The 19,461-nt window shown below is 62.5% G+C and carries 18 protein-coding genes; 13 read left to right on the forward strand and 5 right to left on the reverse strand.

All coding sequences use genetic code 11. The annotated features are described in order from the left end of the window. Positions 1–51 precede the first annotated feature (51 nt). Genes LB513_RS04845 through lpxK form a run of 4 tightly spaced genes read left to right on the forward strand, consistent with a single transcriptional unit; the run spans position 52 to position 3,434 of the window. Positions 52–297, forward strand: a complete 246-nt coding sequence (locus tag LB513_RS04845) for a DUF4170 domain-containing protein (RefSeq protein ID WP_224662326.1) — start codon at positions 52–54, stop codon at positions 295–297. Positions 298–302: 5 nt separating this feature from the next. Next, positions 303–1,094 (forward strand): lysophospholipid acyltransferase family protein, encoded by a 792-nt coding sequence (locus LB513_RS04850; protein ID WP_224662327.1) that lies wholly within the window; start codon positions 303–305, stop codon positions 1,092–1,094. Further along, the gene (gene waaA / locus LB513_RS04855; protein WP_224662328.1) at positions 1,091–2,407 is read left to right on the forward strand and encodes a lipid IV(A) 3-deoxy-D-manno-octulosonic acid transferase; all 1,317 of its coding nucleotides are present in this window, start codon (positions 1,091–1,093) and stop codon (positions 2,405–2,407) included. The genes LB513_RS04850 and waaA overlap by 4 nt, the downstream gene beginning before the upstream one ends. Position 2,408: 1 nt before the next feature. Then, positions 2,409–3,434: a tetraacyldisaccharide 4'-kinase gene (gene lpxK, locus LB513_RS04860; protein ID WP_224662329.1), complete on the forward strand. Its 1,026-nt coding sequence runs from the start codon at positions 2,409–2,411 to the stop codon at positions 3,432–3,434. Here the strand turns inward: lpxK and LB513_RS04865 are convergent. Together LB513_RS04865 and LB513_RS04870 are read right to left on the reverse strand one after the other, a co-directional pair. After that, positions 3,431–3,664 (reverse strand): DUF2093 domain-containing protein, encoded by a 234-nt coding sequence (locus LB513_RS04865; protein ID WP_224662330.1) that lies wholly within the window; start codon positions 3,662–3,664, stop codon positions 3,431–3,433. The two genes, lpxK and LB513_RS04865, sit on opposite strands and share 4 nt — an antisense overlap. A gap of 127 nt (positions 3,665–3,791) precedes the next feature. Beyond that, positions 3,792–4,718 carry a LysR substrate-binding domain-containing protein gene (locus tag LB513_RS04870; protein ID WP_224662331.1) on the reverse strand — a complete coding sequence of 309 codons (927 nt, stop codon included), beginning with the start codon at positions 4,716–4,718 and terminating at the stop codon, positions 3,792–3,794. A gap of 89 nt (positions 4,719–4,807) precedes the next feature. On the opposite strand from LB513_RS04870, the gene LB513_RS04875 reads away from it, so the two are divergent. Next, complete coding sequence (locus tag LB513_RS04875; protein WP_224662332.1) at positions 4,808–5,701, forward strand: DMT family transporter; 894 nt, start codon at positions 4,808–4,810, stop codon at positions 5,699–5,701. Positions 5,702–5,758: 57 nt separating this feature from the next. On the opposite strand, the gene mutL is transcribed toward LB513_RS04875, so the two are convergent. After that, positions 5,759–7,618 (reverse strand): DNA mismatch repair endonuclease MutL, encoded by a 1,860-nt coding sequence (gene mutL / locus LB513_RS04880; RefSeq protein WP_224662333.1) that lies wholly within the window; start codon positions 7,616–7,618, stop codon positions 5,759–5,761. A gap of 171 nt (positions 7,619–7,789) precedes the next feature. On the opposite strand from mutL, the gene LB513_RS04885 reads away from it, so the two are divergent. Beyond that, the gene (locus LB513_RS04885) at positions 7,790–9,178 is read left to right on the forward strand and encodes a DUF262 domain-containing protein (RefSeq protein WP_224662334.1); all 1,389 of its coding nucleotides are present in this window, start codon (positions 7,790–7,792) and stop codon (positions 9,176–9,178) included. A 92-nt stretch (positions 9,179–9,270) separates the two neighbouring features. Here LB513_RS04885 and LB513_RS04890 read toward each other — a convergent pair whose 3' ends face one another. Then, positions 9,271–10,173: a LysR substrate-binding domain-containing protein gene (locus LB513_RS04890; protein WP_224662335.1), complete on the reverse strand. Its 903-nt coding sequence runs from the start codon at positions 10,171–10,173 to the stop codon at positions 9,271–9,273. 92 nt (positions 10,174–10,265) lie between these two features. On the opposite strand from LB513_RS04890, the gene LB513_RS04895 reads away from it, so the two are divergent. The 6 genes from LB513_RS04895 to LB513_RS04920 all read left to right on the forward strand — a co-directional run bounded on the left by LB513_RS04895 (position 10,266) and on the right by LB513_RS04920 (position 16,766). Continuing rightward, entirely contained in the window at positions 10,266–11,816 is a 1,551-nt protein-coding gene (locus LB513_RS04895) for a trimethylamine methyltransferase family protein (protein ID WP_224662336.1), read from the forward strand. Positions 11,817–11,858: 42 nt separating this feature from the next. Further along, positions 11,859–13,508, forward strand: a complete 1,650-nt coding sequence (locus LB513_RS04900) for an ABC transporter substrate-binding protein (protein ID WP_224662337.1) — start codon at positions 11,859–11,861, stop codon at positions 13,506–13,508. Between the two features lie 92 nt (positions 13,509–13,600). Beyond that, positions 13,601–14,293 carry a corrinoid protein gene (locus LB513_RS04905; RefSeq protein WP_224662338.1) on the forward strand — a complete coding sequence of 231 codons (693 nt, stop codon included), beginning with the start codon at positions 13,601–13,603 and terminating at the stop codon, positions 14,291–14,293. Positions 14,294–14,384: 91 nt separating this feature from the next. After that, complete coding sequence (locus LB513_RS04910; protein WP_224662339.1) at positions 14,385–15,494, forward strand: mandelate racemase/muconate lactonizing enzyme family protein; 1,110 nt, start codon at positions 14,385–14,387, stop codon at positions 15,492–15,494. 179 nt (positions 15,495–15,673) lie between these two features. Continuing rightward, positions 15,674–16,147, forward strand: coding sequence for a DUF3828 domain-containing protein (locus LB513_RS04915; protein WP_224662340.1), 474 nt, complete (start codon positions 15,674–15,676; stop codon positions 16,145–16,147). A gap of 4 nt (positions 16,148–16,151) precedes the next feature. Beyond that, positions 16,152–16,766: a hypothetical protein gene (locus LB513_RS04920; RefSeq protein ID WP_224662341.1), complete on the forward strand. Its 615-nt coding sequence runs from the start codon at positions 16,152–16,154 to the stop codon at positions 16,764–16,766. Positions 16,767–16,774: 8 nt separating this feature from the next. Here the strand turns inward: LB513_RS04920 and queF are convergent, their stop codons facing one another. Next, positions 16,775–17,236, reverse strand: a complete 462-nt coding sequence (queF, locus tag LB513_RS04925) for a preQ(1) synthase (protein WP_224662342.1) — start codon at positions 17,234–17,236, stop codon at positions 16,775–16,777. Positions 17,237–17,369: 133 nt separating this feature from the next. Between queF and LB513_RS04930 the strand changes: the two genes are divergently transcribed. After that, complete coding sequence (locus LB513_RS04930; RefSeq protein WP_224662343.1) at positions 17,370–19,415, forward strand: FAD-dependent oxidoreductase; 2,046 nt, start codon at positions 17,370–17,372, stop codon at positions 19,413–19,415. Positions 19,416–19,461 lie beyond the last annotated feature (46 nt).

Consider the following 19,461-nt stretch of genomic DNA (forward strand, 5'->3'; position numbering starts at 1 on the left):
GATGGCTTTGGTCTAGACCTGTCGCGAACTCACGATATGTGAAGGATCGACATGGCCGCGGATGACGGAAAGAAACAGCTTTTGCATCTGGTTTTCGGCGGTGAACTGAAGAAGCTCGGCGGCAACGAATTCCGCGATCTGGACGCCCTGGATATCGTCGGCATCTATCCGGACTATGAATCGGCGCACACCGCGTGGAAGGCCAAGGCACAGGCCAGCGTGGACAATGCCCACATGCGGTACTTCGTCGTTCACCTGCACCGGTTGCTGGATCCCGACAACAAGGCCGCCGGTTGACCTCGATGGACCAGGATCTGGCGAAAGGGCCGCCCCCCGAGGGCGTGCCCCCAGTGAGGGGCGGCTCGCCTCCGACCAGGACGTTGTGGCGCAAGATTCGCGAACCGTTGGCGCAATCGCGCTTCGTCAAAAACACGATCGCCAGCCTGCTCGCGCAGTTCGTGCGGCTGGTTCGGCTGACCAGCCCCCTGGTCGCCGGATCGGCTCGCTTTTCGGGCGGCGCCTATGCCGAATTTGAGCCGGGCATCATCGCTTTGTGGCATGGACAGCATCTTTTGACGCCGGCTTTTTATCCAAAGCGCAAACCGTTGGTCGCCATGGTATCGCGCAGCGCCGACGCCGAACTCAACGCGTTGATGCTTGAGAAGTTCGGCATCGAGGCGGTGCGTGGCTCCGGCGGGCGCGAAAATGCGAGGCATCTCGACAAGGGCGGGGCAAAAGCCCTCATTGCCCTGAAAAAGTCGCTCGCCGCCGGCAAGAACGTCGCCATGATCGCAGACATTCCCCATGGCACGCCGCGTGACGCCGGGCTTGGCATCGTTCTCCTGGCGCGTTTGTCCGGCCGGCCACTGCTGCCGGTCGCCATCACCACCAGCCGCCGCAAGGTTCTGGAGAAAAGTTGGGACAAGACCACGATTAACCTGCCGTTCGGCCGCTCCTCGCTTGTCATCGGCGAGCCGATCTTCGTTGCTGCCGACGCCGATGATGCAGAAATGGAGCGCAAGCGCCAGGAAATCACGGCCGCGCTGAACGCCGCGACAACAGATGCCTACCGTCTCGTGGATGGTCCGCGATGAGCGGTCGTTGGGCGCGGGCCATGCTGTCGGTATACAGTCTCGCCGGCGCCGCCGCTTATCCGATGGTCGGGCCCTACGTCGCCTGGCGCACCTCGCGCGGCAAGGAGGATCGTCTCCGCCGCCGCGAGCGCTATGGCGTCGCGGGCCGTCCGCGTCCCGAAGGGCCGTTGATCTGGATCCATGCCGCGAGCGTGGGTGAAACCATCGCCGTGGTGCCGCTGGTCGAGAGCATTCTCGATTACGGCGTAAACATCGTGCTGACCACCGGCACGGTGACATCGGCCCAGGTCGCCGACGAGCGGCTCGGCGACCGCATCATCCACCAATATGTGCCGCTCGACCTCAAGCCGGCGATCAGCCGGTTCCTCGATCACTGGAAGCCCGATCTGGCGATCATCGCGGAATCGGAAATCTGGCCGATGACCATCCTTGAGCTTGGCGCGCGCCACGTGCCGCAAGTGCTGGTCAATGGCCGGTTGTCCGAGCGTTCCTTCACCTCGTGGAAGAAGCGGGCCAACATCGCCGAGGCGCTGTTCGAAAACCTGGCGCACGTCGTCGCACAGTCCGATGTCGACGGCGAACGCTTCCGTGCGCTCGGCGCGCGGCCGGTCACAGTGTCGGGCAACCTCAAGGTCGACACCGCGCCGCCGCCCGTCGACGAACGGGCCCTGGCGACGTTGCGGCGGCAGATCGGCGTCCGGCCGACCTGGGCGGCGATCTCGACCCATGATGGCGAGGAGGTGGTCGCGGCGGAAGTCCACGCGATGCTGCACAAGCGCCACCACGGTCTCCTGACGATCGTCGTGCCGCGCCATCCCGACCGTGCCGAGGCGCTTGCCGCCCGGATCTCCGGCATGGGTCTGAAGGTCGCGAGGCGCAGCAAGGGCGACCGGATCGCCGCCGACACCGACATCCTGCTTGGCGACACGATCGGCGAGATGGGGCTCTACCTCAGGCTGACCGAGATCGCCTTCGTCGGCCGCTCGCTGACCTCCGAGGGGGGCCAGAATCCGTTGGAGCCCGCCATGCTCGATACCGCCGTTCTCGCCGGACGCAACGTGCAGAATTTTCGCGAGGCCTATCAGCGGCTGATCGACAGCGGCGGCGCCAAGCTGGTGCGCGACCGTGACATGCTGGCCGGCGCCGTCAATTTCCTTCTGACCAATGAAGTGGCGCGTCACGAGATGATGGCGGCGGGGATCGCGACCGTCGACGAGATGCGCGGTGCGCTGGCTCGCACATTGAAATCGCTGGAACCGTTCATCCAGCCGCTTGTCGTCAAGTCGCGCCTGAAGGGCGCCAACGGGCGTTAGAGTGGCCTCCGAAGCACCACCATTCTGGTGGGAGGAGCCGGACTGGAAAGTCCTGGCCTTGTCCCCGCTGTCGGCCGTGTATGCGAACATTGCTGGCCGTGGCATGCGGCGGGCGCGGCGCGAGAAGATCGAGGCGCCGGTTCTGTGCGTCGGCAATTTCACCGTTGGCGGCACCGGCAAGACGCCGGTCGCCATCGCGCTCGCGCAACAGGCCAGGCGCATGCAGCTGAAGCCCGGTTTCCTTTCGCGCGGCCATGGCGGCTCCTTCGCCGAGCCGCATATTGTCGATCCCCACCATGACAGCGCCAGACATGTCGGCGACGAGCCGCTGCTTCTGGCCGAACACGCGCCGGTGGCGGTGACGCCGAACCGCGCCGCCGGCGCCCGGCTCCTGCTCGAAAGGCAAGGCTGCGACTTCCTGATCATGGACGATGGGTTCCAGAGCGCGCGCATCCACATCGACTACGCGCTGGTCGTCGTCGACGCGCGCTATGGCATCGGCAATGGCCGCGTCATTCCGGGCGGGCCGCTCCGGGCGCGGATTGTCGACCAGCTCGTCTTCACCAGCGGGCTGTTGAAGATGGGCGAGGGGAGCGCCGCGGACGCTGTGGTGCGCCAGGCGGCGCGCGCCGGGCGCCCGATCTTCGAGGCTCATACCGAGCCAAGCAGCAAGGCTGGGCTTTCCGGCAAGCGGTTCCTGGCCTTTGCGGGCATCGGCCATCCCGACAAATTTTTCGACACCGTGCGCGAGGCCGGAGGCGAAGTGGTGCTGTCCCGGCCTTTTCCGGACCATCATTTCTACGCCGAGGACGAACTCGCGGAACTGGCGGTCACGGCACGGGCCGAAGGTCTCGGGCTCATCACCACGGCCAAGGACGCCGCCCGGCTGCGCCACGGCGCCTCACAGGATTTTCTCGACAGGCTCGAGGTTCTTGAAATCGATACGGTTTTCGCACTCGAGCATGTGCCCGAACGCATCATCGGCGAAACGCTCGATGGCTGGCGGCAGCGCAAGCTGCGCGGTTAGCTCCGCTTGCGCAGTTGCGGATGGACCTCGATCTCGCGGCGCAGCGAAACGGTGGCGTTCACATAGGGTTCCTGCCTGGCGACGCTCCAGTATTTCAGCTCGTCGAGCGGAATGCTTTCGCCGGTCACCGCGCAGCGTACGAATGCGCCGGGACTGGTGACCTGGAAGTCGCCATCGAGATAGCGGATGCGGGCTTCCTTGCCGCCGGGGCCTTCGAAACGGTTCATCATGCAGGGACGCCAGGGTTCATTGGGATTTCATCGCCATAAATTACCGGGGAGGTCAAGCTTGGCGCTATCCACGGCCGAAAAACTTCGTCTGGAGCCTGCCGTGATTGAGGCTTCTCCCGCAGCGTCGCTATCGATCGGCTTCGATGAATGCCTCGATCCGTTCCGGTTCGAGACCGGCCTGGACGGCGATTCGGCGCGCCAGTTCCGCAGCTGCGGCGCGCGGCCGTCCGGTCGGCCGATCGAGCCAATATGACACCGGACTGAGCGCGCTGCGTTCGTCCACCGATACGATGCGTCCCGACTCTAACTGGTGTCTGGTCAGCGGCGGCCGCGCCAGCGCGATGCCCAGCCCATAAGCCGCGGCATCCAGCACCAGATTGTAATCTTCGAAGCGACGATCCTGCGGACGCGGGCGATAGTCCATGCCTTGCGCGGCGAACCATGCACGCCACGCCGAGGCGTCGGAATCGTTGATCAGCGGAAATTTGAGCAGCCGGGCAGGGCCGCCGTGGCCGATCTCCCGAGCCAGTTCGGGCGATGCGACGGGAAACACATGTTCCTCGAAAAGCTGCACCGAGACGCGACCCGGAATGCCGCCACGGCCACAGCGGATCGAGAGGTCGATGCCTTCGTCGGCGAGGTCGGCCTGGCGGATGTCGACATCGAGCACGATGCGCAGCTTGGTGGGATTGGTCTCCAGCGCCGCCATGCGCGGCATCAGCCAGAGACCACTGACCGAGGGGATCGAAGTCAGTCGCACCACTGCCGTGCCGCGCGGCTCGACCCAACGATCGGAATGGCTAGAAATCAGGGCGAAGGCTTCCGACGTGCGCAGATGCAGCCTGTTGCCCTCGATCGTCAGCGTCACGCCGCGCGCGCCGCGATCGAACACTTTCAGGCCCAGCCAGTCCTCAAGCTTGGCGATCTGGCGGCTGATCGCGCCATGCGTGATGTTGAGCTTTTCGGCAGCCGCCGAAAAGCTGCCCGTCCGAGCGGCCGCGTCGAAGGCGCGAAGCGTTTCGAGCGGCAACATCGTATCCGATCTGTGATCCATAATCACAGGTGAACCTCGATTTGGTCGTTTGTCAATCAGCGGCAAAAGACGTTTTCTCAAGTCAGAAGCTTGAAGGCGGAGACAGTAGGATGAGCGCAATGACCGGCACGTTGAACCCGGCACAACGGATGGACACCACGGCAGCCATTGCGGTGGCGCTGACAGTGGTCGGTTGGGCCTCCGCCTTTCCGGCGATCCGCGCCGGCCTCGCCTCCTTCGGGCCGCTTGAACTCGGCGCGTTGCGCTTTGCCATCGCCGCCGTGCCGGCCGCGATCTTCCTCGCCCTCAAGCGCCCAGCACTGCCCAGGCTGGGCGAAATGTGGCGCATCGTCTTCGGCGGGGTGGTCTTCGTCGCGCTCTACACGATCATGCTCAATTTCGGCGAACTGACCGTCTCTGCCGGCGCGGCCGGCTTCATCATCAATGTCAGCCCGATATTCACCGCCATCATGGCGATGGCATTGCTTGGCGAACGCTTCTCGGGCTGGGCCTGGGCAGGCACGGCGATATCCTTCGCCGGCATCGGCATCATCGCCGTGGCCGACGGCAATGGCCTGCATTTTGATACCGGCGCGCTGCTGGTGCTTGGCTCGGCACTCTGCTCCGCGGTCAACACCATTGTGCAGAAGCCGCTCTTTGCCCGCCACCATCCGCTGACCATCTCGGCTTCGAACATGGTCCTTGGTGCGCTTTGCCTGTCACCGTTTCTGCCAAGCGGTTTTGCGCAGATGGCGGTCGCCAGCACAGCCGGTCTCGGCGCCGTCGTCTTTCTGGGCATTGTTCCCAGCCTGATCGCCTATGCCGCCTGGGCAACCGCACTGTCGCGCCTGCCGGCCGCGCGCGCCTCGAACTTCCTCTATCTGGTCTCGCCCATGTCCGCCCTGATCGGCTTCTTCTGGCTGGGCGAAGTGCCGACCCTGCTCGGCATCCTTGGCGGCGCGCTGGCGCTCGGCGGCGTCATCGTGGTGAACTTGAAGAGATGAATCAGAGAGTTACAGCGCGTCCCTGAATCGGAACAAGATCGTCGAGATGGCACCCTGTCACCGCCGCCCGAACAGCCTCTCGATATCCGCCAGCTTGAGCTCGATATAGGTCGGTCGCCCATGGTTACATGTGCCGGAACCCGGCGTGGCCTCCATCTGTCGCAGCAGCGCGTTCATCTCCTCGGCCTTGAGCCGCCGCCCGGAGCGCACAGAGCCGTGGCAGGCCATAGTGGCGGCGATCTTGTCCAGCCGCTCTTTGAGCGTCTCGACCGTGTCATTGTCGGCGATCTCGTCGGCCAGGTCGCGCACCAATTGTCCGACATTGGTTTCGCCCAGAATCGATGGTGTTTCGCGCACGGCCACGGCGCCCGGGCCGAAACGCTCGATGCCAAGTCCGAAGCGGGCGAGCGTCTCGGAATGCATCGCCAGCCGTTCGGCATCTTCTTCCGGCAGGTCGACGATCTCCGGCAGAAGCAGTATCTGTGAGGGCACCGCGCGTGAATGCAGCGCGTTCTTCAGAGCCTCGTAGACCAGCCGCTCATGCGCCGCGTGCTGGTCGACAATGATGAGTGAATCCCTAGTCTGGGCCACGATGTAATTCTCGTGCACCTGCGCGCGCGCCGCGCCTAGAACCGCGCCAAGCAGAGTCTCGGTTGCCTCGTCCTGCCCGGCTCGGGCGTCCGCGCTGGCAAGCGCGCCGGCGTCGAATGCCGCCTGCTCATTGTCGCCGAAGCCCGACCCTCCGAAGCCCATATCAAGAGGCCATTGCGGCGAACGGTACTGTTCGTAAACCGCAAAACCCGAGGCCCTGTGCGCGGCTTCGTAACTGCGATGGCCGTTGGCCGGGCCGCCATGTTGGTACGCCGTGGCGCCTGGCCGGAAGGCCGCCATCATGCCGGCCGCTCCGGTCGTCGCGGCGCGGATGCCGGCATCGGCGAGCGCCTGGCGGATCGATCCGACGATCAACCCGCGCACCAGCCCGGGGTCGCGGAAGCGCACATCTGCCTTGGCCGGATGGACATTGACATCGACAATAGCCGGGTCAAGCTTCAGGAACAGCACAGTCACGGCGTGTCGGTCGCGTGGCAGAACGTCGGCATAGGCGCCGCGAATGGCCCCGGCGATGAGCTTGTCGCGCACCGGCCGGCCGTTGACATAGGCATATTGCTGCAGCGCGTTGGCGCGGGTGAAGGAGGGGATCGAAACGTGGCCGGTCAGGCGCACGCCCTCGCGCGTCGCATCGATGGCAATCGAATTGTCGGGAAAATCGGAGCCCATCACCTGCGCGATGCGACGCAGGCTGCCTTGCGCACTGTCTTCGGTCGCCGGCAGTTCCAGCGTCGAGCGATCCGAGCCGGCCAGGGTGAAACGGACAGCCGGAAAGGCGATGGCGATGCGCTTGACGACGTCGCTCGTCGCCGCGCTTTCGGCGCGTTCGCCCTTCATGAATTTGAGCCGCGCCGGGGTCGCAAAGAACAAGTCGCGCACCTCGACCGTCGTGCCGCGATTGGCTGCCGCGGGCCTGACGGGCAGGACGCGGCCGCCTTCGATACCGATTTCGGCGGCGCTGTCGCCTGACGCCGTTCGCGAGCGGATCGACAGTCGCGACACCGAGCCGATCGATGGCAGCGCTTCACCGCGAAAGCCGAGCGAGCGGATGTCATCGATGTTGTCGGCCAGCTTTGACGTGCAGTGGCGGCCGATTGCGAGCGGCAACTCCTTCTCGGGAATGCCCGAGCCGTCATCCGTGACGCGGATCAGGTTCAGCCCTCCGCCTGATGTAACGACCTCCACCCTTGTGGCGCCCGCGTCGAGCGCGTTCTCAACCAGTTCCTTGACCACGCTCGCCGGACGCTCGATGACTTCGCCGGCGGCGATCTGGTTGATCATCGTTTCGGAAAGCTGGCGGATGGGCATGGCTGCACTATAGGCGGATTCGCGTAAGATCGGACAGCGATCTCGTGCAGAAACTGCTCAAAGGATGACTTAATCACGGACTGAGCGCTTACTGGAGGCAGGGTTAGGTGTCGCAATTGCCAAGGGTTCATTGTCGAGATAAGACGCTTTGGGGAAAAACAGGGGGTGAGAATGCAGGCGACACAGGTAAAACACACCATTGAAGAGCTAATCGATCTTCGTAAAAACAGCATGCTTGCGGCAAATCCAGAATACCAAAGAGGTGCGGTTTGGAATCGAATTCATCAGAAGAAATTGATCGATTCAATAATGCGGGGCTATCCATTGCCGGTGATCTACCTTCACCACATTAAGAAGGGAGTCGGAAATTATGCTCGCGATGACTTCGAAATCATTGATGGACAGCAACGAATAAATGCGATCTACGAATTTTGTGAGGGTGCGTTTTCTTTATTTCATCCCGTAGCTGACGAGAGTGTGGCTCGATTTCCTGCCTTCGTCAAAACGCAGCCGTGTCCTTGGGGTGGCCAAACATTCGATGCCCTTTCAAATGACCTCAAACAGCTCTTTCTAAGAACCGAAATCCCGATCGCAATGATCGAGACTAACCAGCATAATGAAGTGCGGGATTTGTTTGTGCGACTTCAGAGCGGATTGCCGTTGAATCATCAGGAAACACGGGATGCTTGGCCGGGAAATTTCACAGAATTTGTTCTGAAGCTTGGCGGCAAGCCGGAACTCCCTCGATACCCAGGCCATCCTTTTTTTACAAACGTTCTAGGTATGAAACCAATATCTGACCGAGGAAAAACTCGCCAGTTGGCCGCACAATTGACGATGCTCTTTTTGACAAGGCGAGAGAACGGCGCTGATAGCTTTTGCGACATAAACGCTGAGGCAACAAACGCGTTCTACTATGATCACCTTGATTTCGACAGCGCTTCGCCAAACGCACAACGTCTTCACAGCATTCTAACACGGTTGGACAGAATGCTGGTTCCTGGCAAGCATCCAAAGTTACGTGGTCACGATGCTATTCACGCGGTTCTGCTCGTCGACGCATTGCTTGATGACTACCCTCCGATTTGGGAAGATCGTTTTCCTGACGCGCTCGATAAATTCCTGGAGGGTTTGGCAAGAGGCAAAGCAGCCAACGATGCCGGCATTTCTGATGAGTTCTGGACACAGTATGGACAGTGGACTCGCGTAAGTTCCGATCGTGGCGAACACATTTCCAGGCGACACCGATTCTATGTAGAAAAGATGTTCGAATATCTCCAGCCGCTCATGCCCAAAGATCCTACACGGCTCTTTGGAGAGGTCGAGCGCACTATACTTTTCTATTCACAGGGAAAGCGGTGCGCAGTTTGCGAAGGTTCGGTGGCCTGGGGCGACGCTGAAGTTCACCACGTCCATGAACATTCCGCTGGAGGCCCGACAACTGTCGAGAATGGTGCATTAGTGCATGCGGCCTGTCATCCAAAGGGAACTGGCCCGACGGCAGCATTCGCCGAGAAATTCGCAAAGAAAAAGGTCCCAGCTCCAGCGGTCGAAATATAGGCATTCTAGAAACCACGAATACTTGGTAGCAGCAGAGGAAGGCGGTTAATACTATCTCATTTGCCGAAAGGTTGGGGAATACAGCCTCTTCCTTACGCCTGCGCCACCAGCCAATCCCTGACCTTGCGCGCATTGTCGCTGAGTTCGCGGTTCTTCGGCCAGATGACGTGGAATCCGATCCCGGTCCGCATCACATGATCCGTCACCGGCACCAACAGTCCTGACGCCACGAGGCGCTCGACCAGATGCCGCCAGCCGAGCGAAATGCCTTGGCCCTCCATGACCGCCTGGATTACCAGCGCATAGTCGTTGATGCGCAAGCCGCGCTCCGCATTGCGGAGGCTGGTTCCCGCGGACGCAAGCCATTCGTCCCAGTTCGGCGCCTCGCGGTAGGGCTCCTCGAGATGGATGAGGCGGTGCGTTGCCAGTTCAGCCACGGTTGCAGGCAGCCCGAACTTCGCCAGATAGCTGGGACCGGCGACGGGGAAGATCTCCTCGTCGGAGAGCGACAGCGAATGATAATCCGGCCAGTCGCGCGGCACGCCGCCGCGCACGCCGAGCGGAATGCCCTCGGCGATGATGTCGAGGTCCCGGTCTGCGGTCTGGATGCGCAGATCGACGCCAGGCAGTTCATCGCGGAATTGCTGCAGGCGCGGCATCATCCAGAACGAGCCGAAGGCCGTCGAGGCAGCGAGCGTGACATGGCCGCCGGTCGCCTGCAGGCGCAGATCCTCCGCCGATTTGCGGATATGCGATAGCCCCAGCGAGACGTCGGCGTGGAAACGCTCGCCGGCCTCCGTGAGAACGACCTGGCGGTGGCGGCGCTGGAACAGCTTGGCGCCGAGTTGATCCTCCAGCCCGCGCACGGCGTAGGAGACAGCTGCCTGCGTCATGCCGAGCTCGCGTCCCGCGGCCGTGAAACTCGAGAGGCGGCCGGCCGCCTCGAAGACGATCAGGCTGCCGGCCGAAGGCAAGAGCTGGCGCAGGTTACGCATAAGCTCAACTTATACAAGAGATCAGGATTTTCCAGCGTCACAGCAGGATTTTGTCTGGGTAGGCTGAATGACTTTGGGAGGATGGAGTTTTCATGAACGCACCGGCCGCTGAAGTCACCGAGCCTGCCAACCGTCGATCCGGCGGCCGTCTGGGGCGCAAGGTCCTGCGCGGAGCTCCCATGGCTTCGTTCCCGACCCTGGTCCGCAACATCCCGGTCTATGACATGATTCCGGACGAAGCGGTCGAGCTGATCCACCAGGAATCGCTGTCGATCCTGGAAGAGGTGGGCTGCGAGTTCCGCGACGATGAGGCTATCGCGCTCTGGAAGGCCGCGGGAGCCGATGTGTCGCAAACCCGTGTCCGCATCGACCGGGCGCTGCTGATGGAGCTTGTCTCCAAGGTCCCGTCCGAGTTCACGCTCAATGCGAGGAATCCACAGCGTACGGTGCGGGTAGGGGGCAAAAACTCCATCTTCGTGCCGATGTACGGCGCGCCCTATGTGCGCGACCTCGACAACAACAGGCGCTACGGCACGCTGGCCGACCTGGAGAATTTCCATAAGCTCGCCTATATGGCGCCGGCGCTTCACTCCTCGAGCTCGGTGATCTGCGAGCCGATGGAGATCGCGGTGCCGAAGCGCCATCTTCACATCATCCACTCGGCCCTGAAGCACTCCGACAAGCCGTTCATGGGCATCGTGACGTCCAAGGAAAGGGCGGAAGACACGATGGCCATGGCGGGCATCGTGTTTGGCGAGGACTATGTTCGCGACAATCCGGTGCTGGTGTCGATCACCAACTGCAACTCGCCGCTGGTCTGGGACGCGACCATGCTCGACGCGATGAAGGTTTATGCGCGCAGCAACCAGCCGCTGATCCTGGCGCCCTTCGCCCTGTGCGGCGCCTCGACATCGGCGTCGGCCGTCGGCGCGGTGGCGCAGGTCAATGCCGAGGCCCTGGCGGGCGTCGCGTTCACGCAGCTGCTGCGTCCCGGTTCGCCGCAGCTCTACGGACAATTCATGGTCACGGTCGACATGAAGACCGGCGCGCCGATGGGCGGCACCCCGGAGGCGGCCCAGATGATGTATCTGATGGGCGCCCTGGCGCGAAAATACCGGCTGCCATGGCGCACCTCCGGCTTCCATGTCGGGTCGAAGCTCAACGACGCCCAGGCTGGCTACGAATCGAACATGCTGATGCATGCCGCCATCCTCTCCGGAGCCAACTATATCTGGCACTCCGCCGGATGGCTGGAAGCCGGTCTGACCTGCGGCTACTCGAAATTCGCCACCGACTGCGAGCAGCTTGTCGGCTGGTACAAATACGCCGGCGGGCTGCCGTTCGACGATTTCAAGGAAGCAATGGCGGCGATTCGCGAAGTGGGGCCGCAGGGCCATTTCCTCGGCACCCAGCACACGCTCGAACATTTCGAGTCGGCCTTCTTCATGCCCTCGATCATGGATTTCAATTCGTACGAACAGTGGAAGGCCGAAGGCGCGAAGGACCATGACACGCGCGGCCGCGAGAAGGCCCGCAACATGCTCGCCGATTACGAGGAGCCGAAGCTCGATGAGGCTATCGCGGAGGGACTGACGGATTTCATTGCGCGGCGCGAGGAGGCGCTGCCAAACAGCGTGAGTTGACGCAAAGCGAACTACCAACGGGAACAAAAAAGGGAGACAAAAATGGCATTCTTCAGAAGCAATGGCGACCGTGTGCCTGGAGCTATCGAGGCAATGGCGAAGGAGACGCGTGCAGGCGGCATGGACCGGCGCGAATTCCTGGCGCTGGCAAGCGCTTTCGGGGCCTCGACGGCTTTCGCCTACAGCATGATCGGACTTGTCGCGCCAACAAAAGCCCTGGCCGAAGAACCAAAAAAGGGCGGTACGTTGCGTGTCGCAATGTCGGTGAAGGCGCAGAAGGATCCGCGCACCTATGACTGGACGGAAATGGCAAACGTCACCCGTTGCTGGCTGGAGCCGCTTGTCCGCTACACTCACCAGTTCACCTTCGAGCCGGTCCTGCTCGAAAGCTGGGACGTCAACGACGACGCCACCGAATACACCCTTCATCTGCGCAAAGACGTAAGCTGGAACAATGGCGATCCGTTCAACGCCGATGACGTGGTTGCCAATCTGAACCGCTGGTGCGACAAGGCTGCCTCCGGCAACTCAATGGCCGCACGCGTCGGCGGGCTGATCGACGCAAAGACCGGCAAGGCGAGGGATGGCGCCATAACCAGGGTCGACGACTTCACGGTCAAGCTGCAGCTGTCGGAACCCGACATCGCCATCATTCCGGGCTTTACGGACTATCCGGCGCTGGTCGTGCATCGCGACTTCGACAAGGATGGCGCCGATCCTATCAAGAAGCCGATCGGCACCGGAGCGTTCGAGCTTGTCTCTTACGATGTCGGCCAGAAGGCGGTCGTCAAGCGCCGCGAGAACGGCAAATGGTGGGGCGGCGAGGCGCCGCTCGATAGCGTCGAGTTCATCGACTACGGCACCGATTTCAATGCCACGCTGAACGCCTTCGAATCCGGTGAGATCGACCTCGATTTCGAAACGCCGGCCGACTTCATCGACGCCCTTGATAAGATGGACCTGGTTAAATCGGAGGTCGCGACGGCGACGACGCTGGTTGCCCGCACCAACATCACCCACAAGCCCTATGACGATAAGCGGGTGCGAAATGCGCTGCAGATGGCCGTGGACAATAATGCGGTGATGCAGCTCGGCTATGCCGGGCTCGGCACGGTTGGTGAGAACCACCACGTCGCGCCGATCCATCCCGAATACTATCCGCTGCCGAAGAAGACACGCGACGCTGCCGGCGCCAAGAAGCTGATGGCGGATGCCGGTCAGGCAGATTTCGAGCACGAGCTTATCACCGTCGAGGACGAGTGGCAGAAGAACACCGGCGATGCGATCGCCGGCCAGTTGCGCGACGCCGGCATCAAGGTGAAGCGGACGGTGCTGCCAGGATCCACTTTCTGGAATGACTGGACGAAATATCCCTACTCGATGACGATCTGGTACATGCGGCCGCTCGGCGTTCAGGTGCTGGCGCTCGGCTATCGCACCGGCGAGGCCTGGAATGAGACGGCCTATGCCAATCCGGAGTTCGACGCCAAGCTGAAGCAGGCGCTTTCGCTGGCGGACCCTGCCAAGCGCAAGGAGGTCATGAAAGACGTCGAGCAGATCCTCCAGGATTCCGGCGTCATCATCCAGCCGTTCTGGCAGAAGCTCTACTGCCACATGAGCAAGAAGGTGAAGAACTACGGAATGCACCAGACCTACCAGATGGATTTCCAGAACGTCTGGGTCGACGCCTGATCCAACTCCGAGTTTTCAAGCAACCGCCGCCGGCACCCGTTCCGAAGGATGCCGGCGGATCGTGAATCAGTGAAGAGCAATTGGCGGGCAAAATGGCCGACGACGAGATCATCCTTTCCGAACTGTCCGACGACGAGTTGGTGCAGCAGATGCACGACGATCTTTATGACGGGCTGAAGGAAGAGATCGAGGAAGGCACCAACATCCTGCTCGAGCGCGGCTGGGCGCCTTACAAGGTGCTGACCGAAGCGCTGGTCGAAGGCATGCGGATCGTCGGCGAGGATTTCCGCGACGGCATCTTGTTCGTTCCCGAGGTTCTGCTGTCGGCCAATGCCATGAAGGCCGGCATGTTCATCCTGCGGCCGCTGCTGGCCGCCACCGGCGCGCCCAAGCAGGGCAAGATGGTGATCGGCACCGTCAAGGGCGACATCCACGACATCGGCAAGAACCTGGTCGGCATGATGATGGAAGGTGCGGGCTTCGACGTCATCGACCTCGGCATCAACAATGCGGTCGAGAAATATCTCGACGCCATCGAGCAGCACAAGCCCGACATCATCGGCATGTCGGCGCTTTTGACCACGACGATGCCCTACATGAAGGTCGTCATCGACACGATGAAGGAAAAGGGCATTCGCGACGACTATGTCGTGCTGGTCGGCGGCGCGCCGCTCAACGAGGAATTCGGCAAGGCCGTCGGCGCCGACGCCTATTGCCGCGATGCGGCCGTGGCCGTCGAAACCGCCAAGGACTTCATGAAGCGCAAGCACAATATGCGGACGTGAGCAGAAGTTCGATCCGGCTTGTGATCGCGAGCGCCGTCATGCACGGCATCGCGAGACGCACCCGAAACGCCTGGGCTCGAGGGGCTGAGGAATGCGCATCGAATCGATAAAGGTCTATCGGATGCTTCTGCCTGTCAAAGGCGGGGCCTATCGGATGGCCAGCGATACCGTGCGCGATCTCGACAGCACACTGGTCGAGGTGATCACCGAGGACGGGCTGTCGGGCTGGGGTGAGACTTGCCCGGTCGGTCCTGTCTATCAGCCCCAACATGCTCTGGGCGCGAGAGCGGCGATTGCGGAGATAGCGCCAGGGATGATCGGTGAGGACACCACGTCCATGCGCCGCCTCGCGAGGAGAATGGATGAGAGGCTGAACGGCCACAACTATGCCAAGGCTGCCTTGGACATAGCGTTGCTCGATCTCACCGGCCAGCGGTTGGGCGTTCCGGTTTCAACACTTCTTGGCGGTGCGCTCACCGATCGTGTGCCCTCCTACTACTCGACCATTGTCGGCGAGCCGGACGAGACGGCGCGTATTGCCGTCGACAAGGTCAAGGCCGGATACCCGAGACTCCAGATCAAGCTAGGCGGCACGGATCTCGAACGGGACGTCGCAACCGTGCACAAGGTCTGGGAGGCCGTTGGCTTTAAGGCCAGGATGGCGGTCGATGCCAATCGCGGGCTCACCACCGCGGCGGCGCTGCACATCGATCGACTTTGTCAGGCCATTCCGTTCGTGTTCGAACAGCCTTGCAACACCATGGAGGAAGTCGCGGCCCTCAAAGGGCGCGTCACCCACCCGATCTATCTCGACGAGAACACCGAGGATTTGAACGCCGTCCTGCGAGCCATCTCCACGGGTATCGCCGACGGATTCGGTTTGAAGGTCACGCGCCTCGGCGGCCTGACCAAGATGGTCACCGTCCGCGACCTATGCGCGATACGGTCACTTCCGCACAGCTGTGACGATGCCTGGGGCGGGGATATCATCGCCGCGGCATGCGTGCACCTTGCCGCTACTGTCGAGCCGAGACGCCTGGAGGGCGCTTGGATCGCGCAGGAATATATAGAAGGGCATATTGACCCGGAGAATCCCGTCATCATCGAAAACGGGCATATACGCGTGCCCCGGATGCCAGGGCTCGGGGTCAAACCCGAGCGCTCCCGGCTCTCGGCGCCGGTCGCGATTTTCGGAGGCTGAGACACCGATGGGCTTCACGACGACTGAATTGTGCCGGCCTCGGCGGCGATGGCGGTCCTGCCGGCCGTCCGGCTTGCCATCAGTGGCTGGCGGGCCCGGACTTCAAGAGCCGCAAAAAAGCCGATATGCAGTACGTGTGGTATTGATAGCATCAAGCCATCGAGACCCGGAGATTGCTCATGAGACTGACAGCGTTGGTTGCCGCTCTATCAATCCTGCTTCCCGCGGCCGCCTTTGCCGGGCCGGCTTCCGACGCGGTCAAGTTCTTCTATGTTCCGGCCGTCAGGTTCGAGGCCGACGCGCAATATCGAGACCGTTTCACCGATCCGGTGACGAAACTGTTCGACCTCAACGATCAGGCGATCAAGAAGCATCCGGACGAGGTTGCCTGCATCGATTTCGATCCCGGTCTCGATGCCCAGGACTTCGACCAAAAGTCCGTTTCGAAGACGCTGAAACTGTCCGAGACGGTCGATGGTGACAAGGCCGAGGTTACAGCGACGTTCAGCCTGTTCTCCGAAGGCGACGATTCCAAACGCGAGATGGTCTGGTCGCTCAAGAAGATCGGCGGCAAGTGGAAGATATCGGACATTGCTTCCAAAACGAGCGACTGGAAGCTCAGCGCGCTGGGATGCGTGGCCGGCCAGGAGTGATGCGATGGCCAAGCGACCGCTCGTGGCACTGGCGACGATGTGGGTTCTGGCGTCGACTCTAAGTACCGCAACCGCGCAGGGCCTGTTCGGCGCGCCTCCCGCGAATGCCCCAGCTGATAACGCGCCCCACGGCGCCGCTCAGGCCGCCAAGACGCCCGGGGCTGCCACGGAACCGACGTCGCCGCCCGTCGGCTGGTCGCCCGCGGAAGCCGCGCCCGCCGGCGCGCCTGTCCAGCCGGGTTCGCCGACGGCAGTTGTCCGGCCATTCTACAATCAAGTCGGCCTGGAGACCGATCCGTCCCAGCGCGGTCACTTCGTCGATCCGGCCAAAACCGTGCTCGACAAGAGCGATGCGCTGCGCAAAACCGGGCAGGGTGAGTGTCTCGATCCGAACATGGCGCTCGACAATGCGGACTATGACAAGGACGAGATCGACAAGAGCCTGAAAACGCTCGAGTCAATCAACGGCGACCAGGCCAAGGTCATCGTTGCCTTCGTGGTTGCCGGCAATCCGCATCGCCTCGAATGGAAGTTCAAGAAGGTCGACGGCGACTGGAAAATATCCGATCTGCTGTCGGTAACCGGCGAATGGGCGCTCAGCCAGTACCAATGCGAATGATGGGTGAGCTAGCCGCGTCCGCGATAGGGCGCAACCCCAGTATCCGGCAGCCAGGCGCCTTCGGGCGGCGTGCCGGTCTGCCAGAAGACATCGATCGGAATGCCGCCGCGCGGGTACCAGTAGCCGCCGATGCGCAACCAGAGCGGCTTGGTTTCTGCAACGATGCGGCGACCGATCATCACGGTACAGTCTTCGTGGAAGGCGCCGTGGTTGCGAAACGAGGTCATGAACAGCTTGAGCGACTTCGATTCCACCAGCAGCGTATCGGGCGCGTAGTCGATGACGATATGGGCGAAATCCGGCTGCCCGGTGACCGGGCACAGCGACGTGAATTCCGGGCAGGTGAAGCGCACGATGGCCGGGGGCCCGTCGCCACGTTGGAACGGCACGGTTTCCAGGACCGCCTGTTCTGGGCTCTGTGGCGTCTCGACCCGGCTGCCGAGTTGCGTAAGGTCGTTGGTGATGGTCATGGGCGTGGGCCTCTTTCGATTTGCCGCTCAATAGCATCGGACCGAAAACTGCGCAGCGGTTTTTGGTAGATCCGGCGCCGCATAGAAAAATGGGGCCGCGCATGCTCCAACACAGTTGAACAGCAGGAAGACGATGACCAGCAACGATCCGCTCCTCCAGCCCTACCAGCTCAAACACCTGACGCTGAAGAACCGGGTGATGTCGACCAGCCACGAGCCGGCCTATTCCGAGGACGGCATGCCGAAGCAGCGCTACCGGCTCTACCATGCGGAGAAAGCCAAGGGCGGTCTGGCGCTGACCATGACCGCCGGCTCGGCGATCGTGTCGCGCGACAGCCCGGCCGCCTTTGGCAATCTCCACCTCTATGACGATCGCATCGTGCCGTGGCTGGCGGAGCTCGCCGAGTCCTGCCACGAGCATGATTGCAAGGTGATGATCCAGATCACCCATCTTGGCCGTCGCACAGGATGGAACAAGGCCGACTGGCTGCCGGTTCTTTCAGCCTCGCCGGTGCGCGAGCCCGCGCATCGCGCCTTTCCCAAGATCATCGAGGACTGGGACATCGAGCGCATTGTCGCCGACTATGCCGCGGCGGCGCAGCGCTGCCAGGCTGCCGGCCTCGATGGCATCGAGTTCGAATCCTACGGCCATCTGATGGACGGGTTCTGGTCGCCGGCAACCAATCACCGCGACGATGAGTATGGCGGCTCGCTCGATAACCGCCTGCGCTTCACACACATGGTGCTCGATGCGGTGCGCGCGGCCGTTGGCGATAAGTTTGTCGTCGGCATCCGCATGGTCGCCGACGAGGATTTCGAGAAGGGCCTGTCCAAACAGGAAGGCATCGAGATCGCCAGCCGGCTGGCTGGTTCCGGCAAGGTCGATTTCCTCAACATCATTCGGGGCTCGATCGAGAGCGACGCCGCGCTCACCAAGGTCATCCCGGTGGCAGGCATGCGCTCTTCGCCACATCTCGATTTCGCCGGGGAGGTGAGGGCGGCGACCAAGTTCCCAACCTTCCACGCGGCGCGGATTTCCGACGTTGCCACCGCGCGCCATGCCATCGCCACCGGCAAGCTCGACATGGTCGGCATGACACGCGCCCACATCGCCGATCCGCACATCATCCGCAAGGTTATGGAAGGCCGCGAGCACGAGATACGTCCATGCGTGGGCGCCACCTACTGTCTCGACCGCATCTATGAAGGCGGCGAAGCCTTGTGCATCCACAATGCCGCGACGGGGCGCGAGGCCGCCATTCCGCACGTCATCGTCAAGACGGAAGGTGCCAGGCGCAAAGTCGTCGTCGTCGGCGCCGGGGCTGGCGGACTGGAGGCGGCGCGTGTCGCGGCCGAGCGCGGGCATCTGGTGACGGTGCTCGAGGCATCGGGGCAGGCCGGCGGGCAGATCCGTCTGGCCACGCAGAACCCGCGCCGCAAGGAACTGATCGGCATCATCGACTGGCGGCTGGCCGAGCTCGATCGGCTCGGCGTCGAGATCCTCTATGACACCTGGGCGGAACAGGACGAGGTGTTGGCGCTGTCTCCCGATGTTGTTGTGGTCGCCACCGGCGGCCTGCCGCAAAATCCGCCGCTGACGGCGGGCGACAGTCTCGTCACCTCGAGCTGGGACATCATGGCCGGCAGCGTCAAGCCGGCCGAGAGCGTGCTGCTCTACGACGACAATGGCGGTCACCAGGGCATGGGCGCGGCCGAACTGATCGCCAATAGCGGCGCCAGGCTGGAACTGGTTTCGCCTGAACGCTTCTTCGCCCCGGAAATGGGCGGCATGAACCACGTGCCCTACATGCGCGCCTTCCAGGAAAAAGGCGTCACCATCACCATCAACACGCGGCTGCGCTCGGTGCGGCGCGAGGGCAATCAATTGGTGGCTGAACTGGCGTCGGACTTCGCCGATGGCTGGCGTGGCGAGCGGCGGGTCGACCAGGTGGTGGTCGAACACGGTACGGCGCCGCTCGATGATCTATATCTCAGCCTGAAACCGCTGTCGCGCAATCGCGGCGCGGTCGACTACGAACGCTTGGTCAGCGGTGGCGACATCTTCCCGGAACGCAACCCGCAAGGTGGGTTCTTGCTGTTCCGCATCGGCGACGCGGTCGCTTCGCGCAACATCCATGCGGCCATCTATGACGGCATCAGGTTCGGCTTGCGGATCTGAGCCCGCATTCGATGGGAACGCTCGGTGCGCAGCCAGCGCGCCTCGA

Origin of the sequence: Mesorhizobium sp. ES1-1 (assembly GCF_020164785.1) — a bacterium.
In the GTDB taxonomy this organism is placed as follows: Bacteria; Pseudomonadota; Alphaproteobacteria; order Rhizobiales; family Rhizobiaceae; genus Mesorhizobium.

Coding starts and splice junctions, on each gene's coding strand:
- LB513_RS04845 (WP_224662326.1), top strand. CDS start 52: ATGGCCGCGGATGACGGAAAGAAACAGCTTTTGCATCTGGTTTTCGGC.
- LB513_RS04875 (WP_224662332.1), top strand. CDS start 4,808: ATGAGCGCAATGACCGGCACGTTGAACCCGGCACAACGGATGGACACC.
- LB513_RS04910 (WP_224662339.1), top strand. CDS start 14,385: ATGCGCATCGAATCGATAAAGGTCTATCGGATGCTTCTGCCTGTCAAA.
- LB513_RS04905 (WP_224662338.1), top strand. CDS start 13,601: ATGGCCGACGACGAGATCATCCTTTCCGAACTGTCCGACGACGAGTTG.
- LB513_RS04885 (WP_224662334.1), top strand. CDS start 7,790: ATGCAGGCGACACAGGTAAAACACACCATTGAAGAGCTAATCGATCTT.
- LB513_RS04850 (WP_224662327.1), top strand. CDS start 303: ATGGACCAGGATCTGGCGAAAGGGCCGCCCCCCGAGGGCGTGCCCCCA.
- queF (WP_224662342.1), bottom strand. CDS start 17,236: ATGACCATCACCAACGACCTTACGCAACTCGGCAGCCGGGTCGAGACG.
- mutL (WP_224662333.1), bottom strand. CDS start 7,618: ATGCCCATCCGCCAGCTTTCCGAAACGATGATCAACCAGATCGCCGCC.
- LB513_RS04900 (WP_224662337.1), top strand. CDS start 11,859: ATGGCATTCTTCAGAAGCAATGGCGACCGTGTGCCTGGAGCTATCGAG.
- LB513_RS04870 (WP_224662331.1), bottom strand. CDS start 4,718: ATGGATCACAGATCGGATACGATGTTGCCGCTCGAAACGCTTCGCGCC.
- LB513_RS04895 (WP_224662336.1), top strand. CDS start 10,266: ATGAACGCACCGGCCGCTGAAGTCACCGAGCCTGCCAACCGTCGATCC.
- waaA (WP_224662328.1), top strand. CDS start 1,091: ATGAGCGGTCGTTGGGCGCGGGCCATGCTGTCGGTATACAGTCTCGCC.
- LB513_RS04865 (WP_224662330.1), bottom strand. CDS start 3,664: ATGATGAACCGTTTCGAAGGCCCCGGCGGCAAGGAAGCCCGCATCCGC.
- LB513_RS04915 (WP_224662340.1), top strand. CDS start 15,674: ATGAGACTGACAGCGTTGGTTGCCGCTCTATCAATCCTGCTTCCCGCG.
- LB513_RS04890 (WP_224662335.1), bottom strand. CDS start 10,173: ATGCGTAACCTGCGCCAGCTCTTGCCTTCGGCCGGCAGCCTGATCGTC.
- LB513_RS04920 (WP_224662341.1), top strand. CDS start 16,152: ATGGCCAAGCGACCGCTCGTGGCACTGGCGACGATGTGGGTTCTGGCG.
- LB513_RS04930 (WP_224662343.1), top strand. CDS start 17,370: ATGACCAGCAACGATCCGCTCCTCCAGCCCTACCAGCTCAAACACCTG.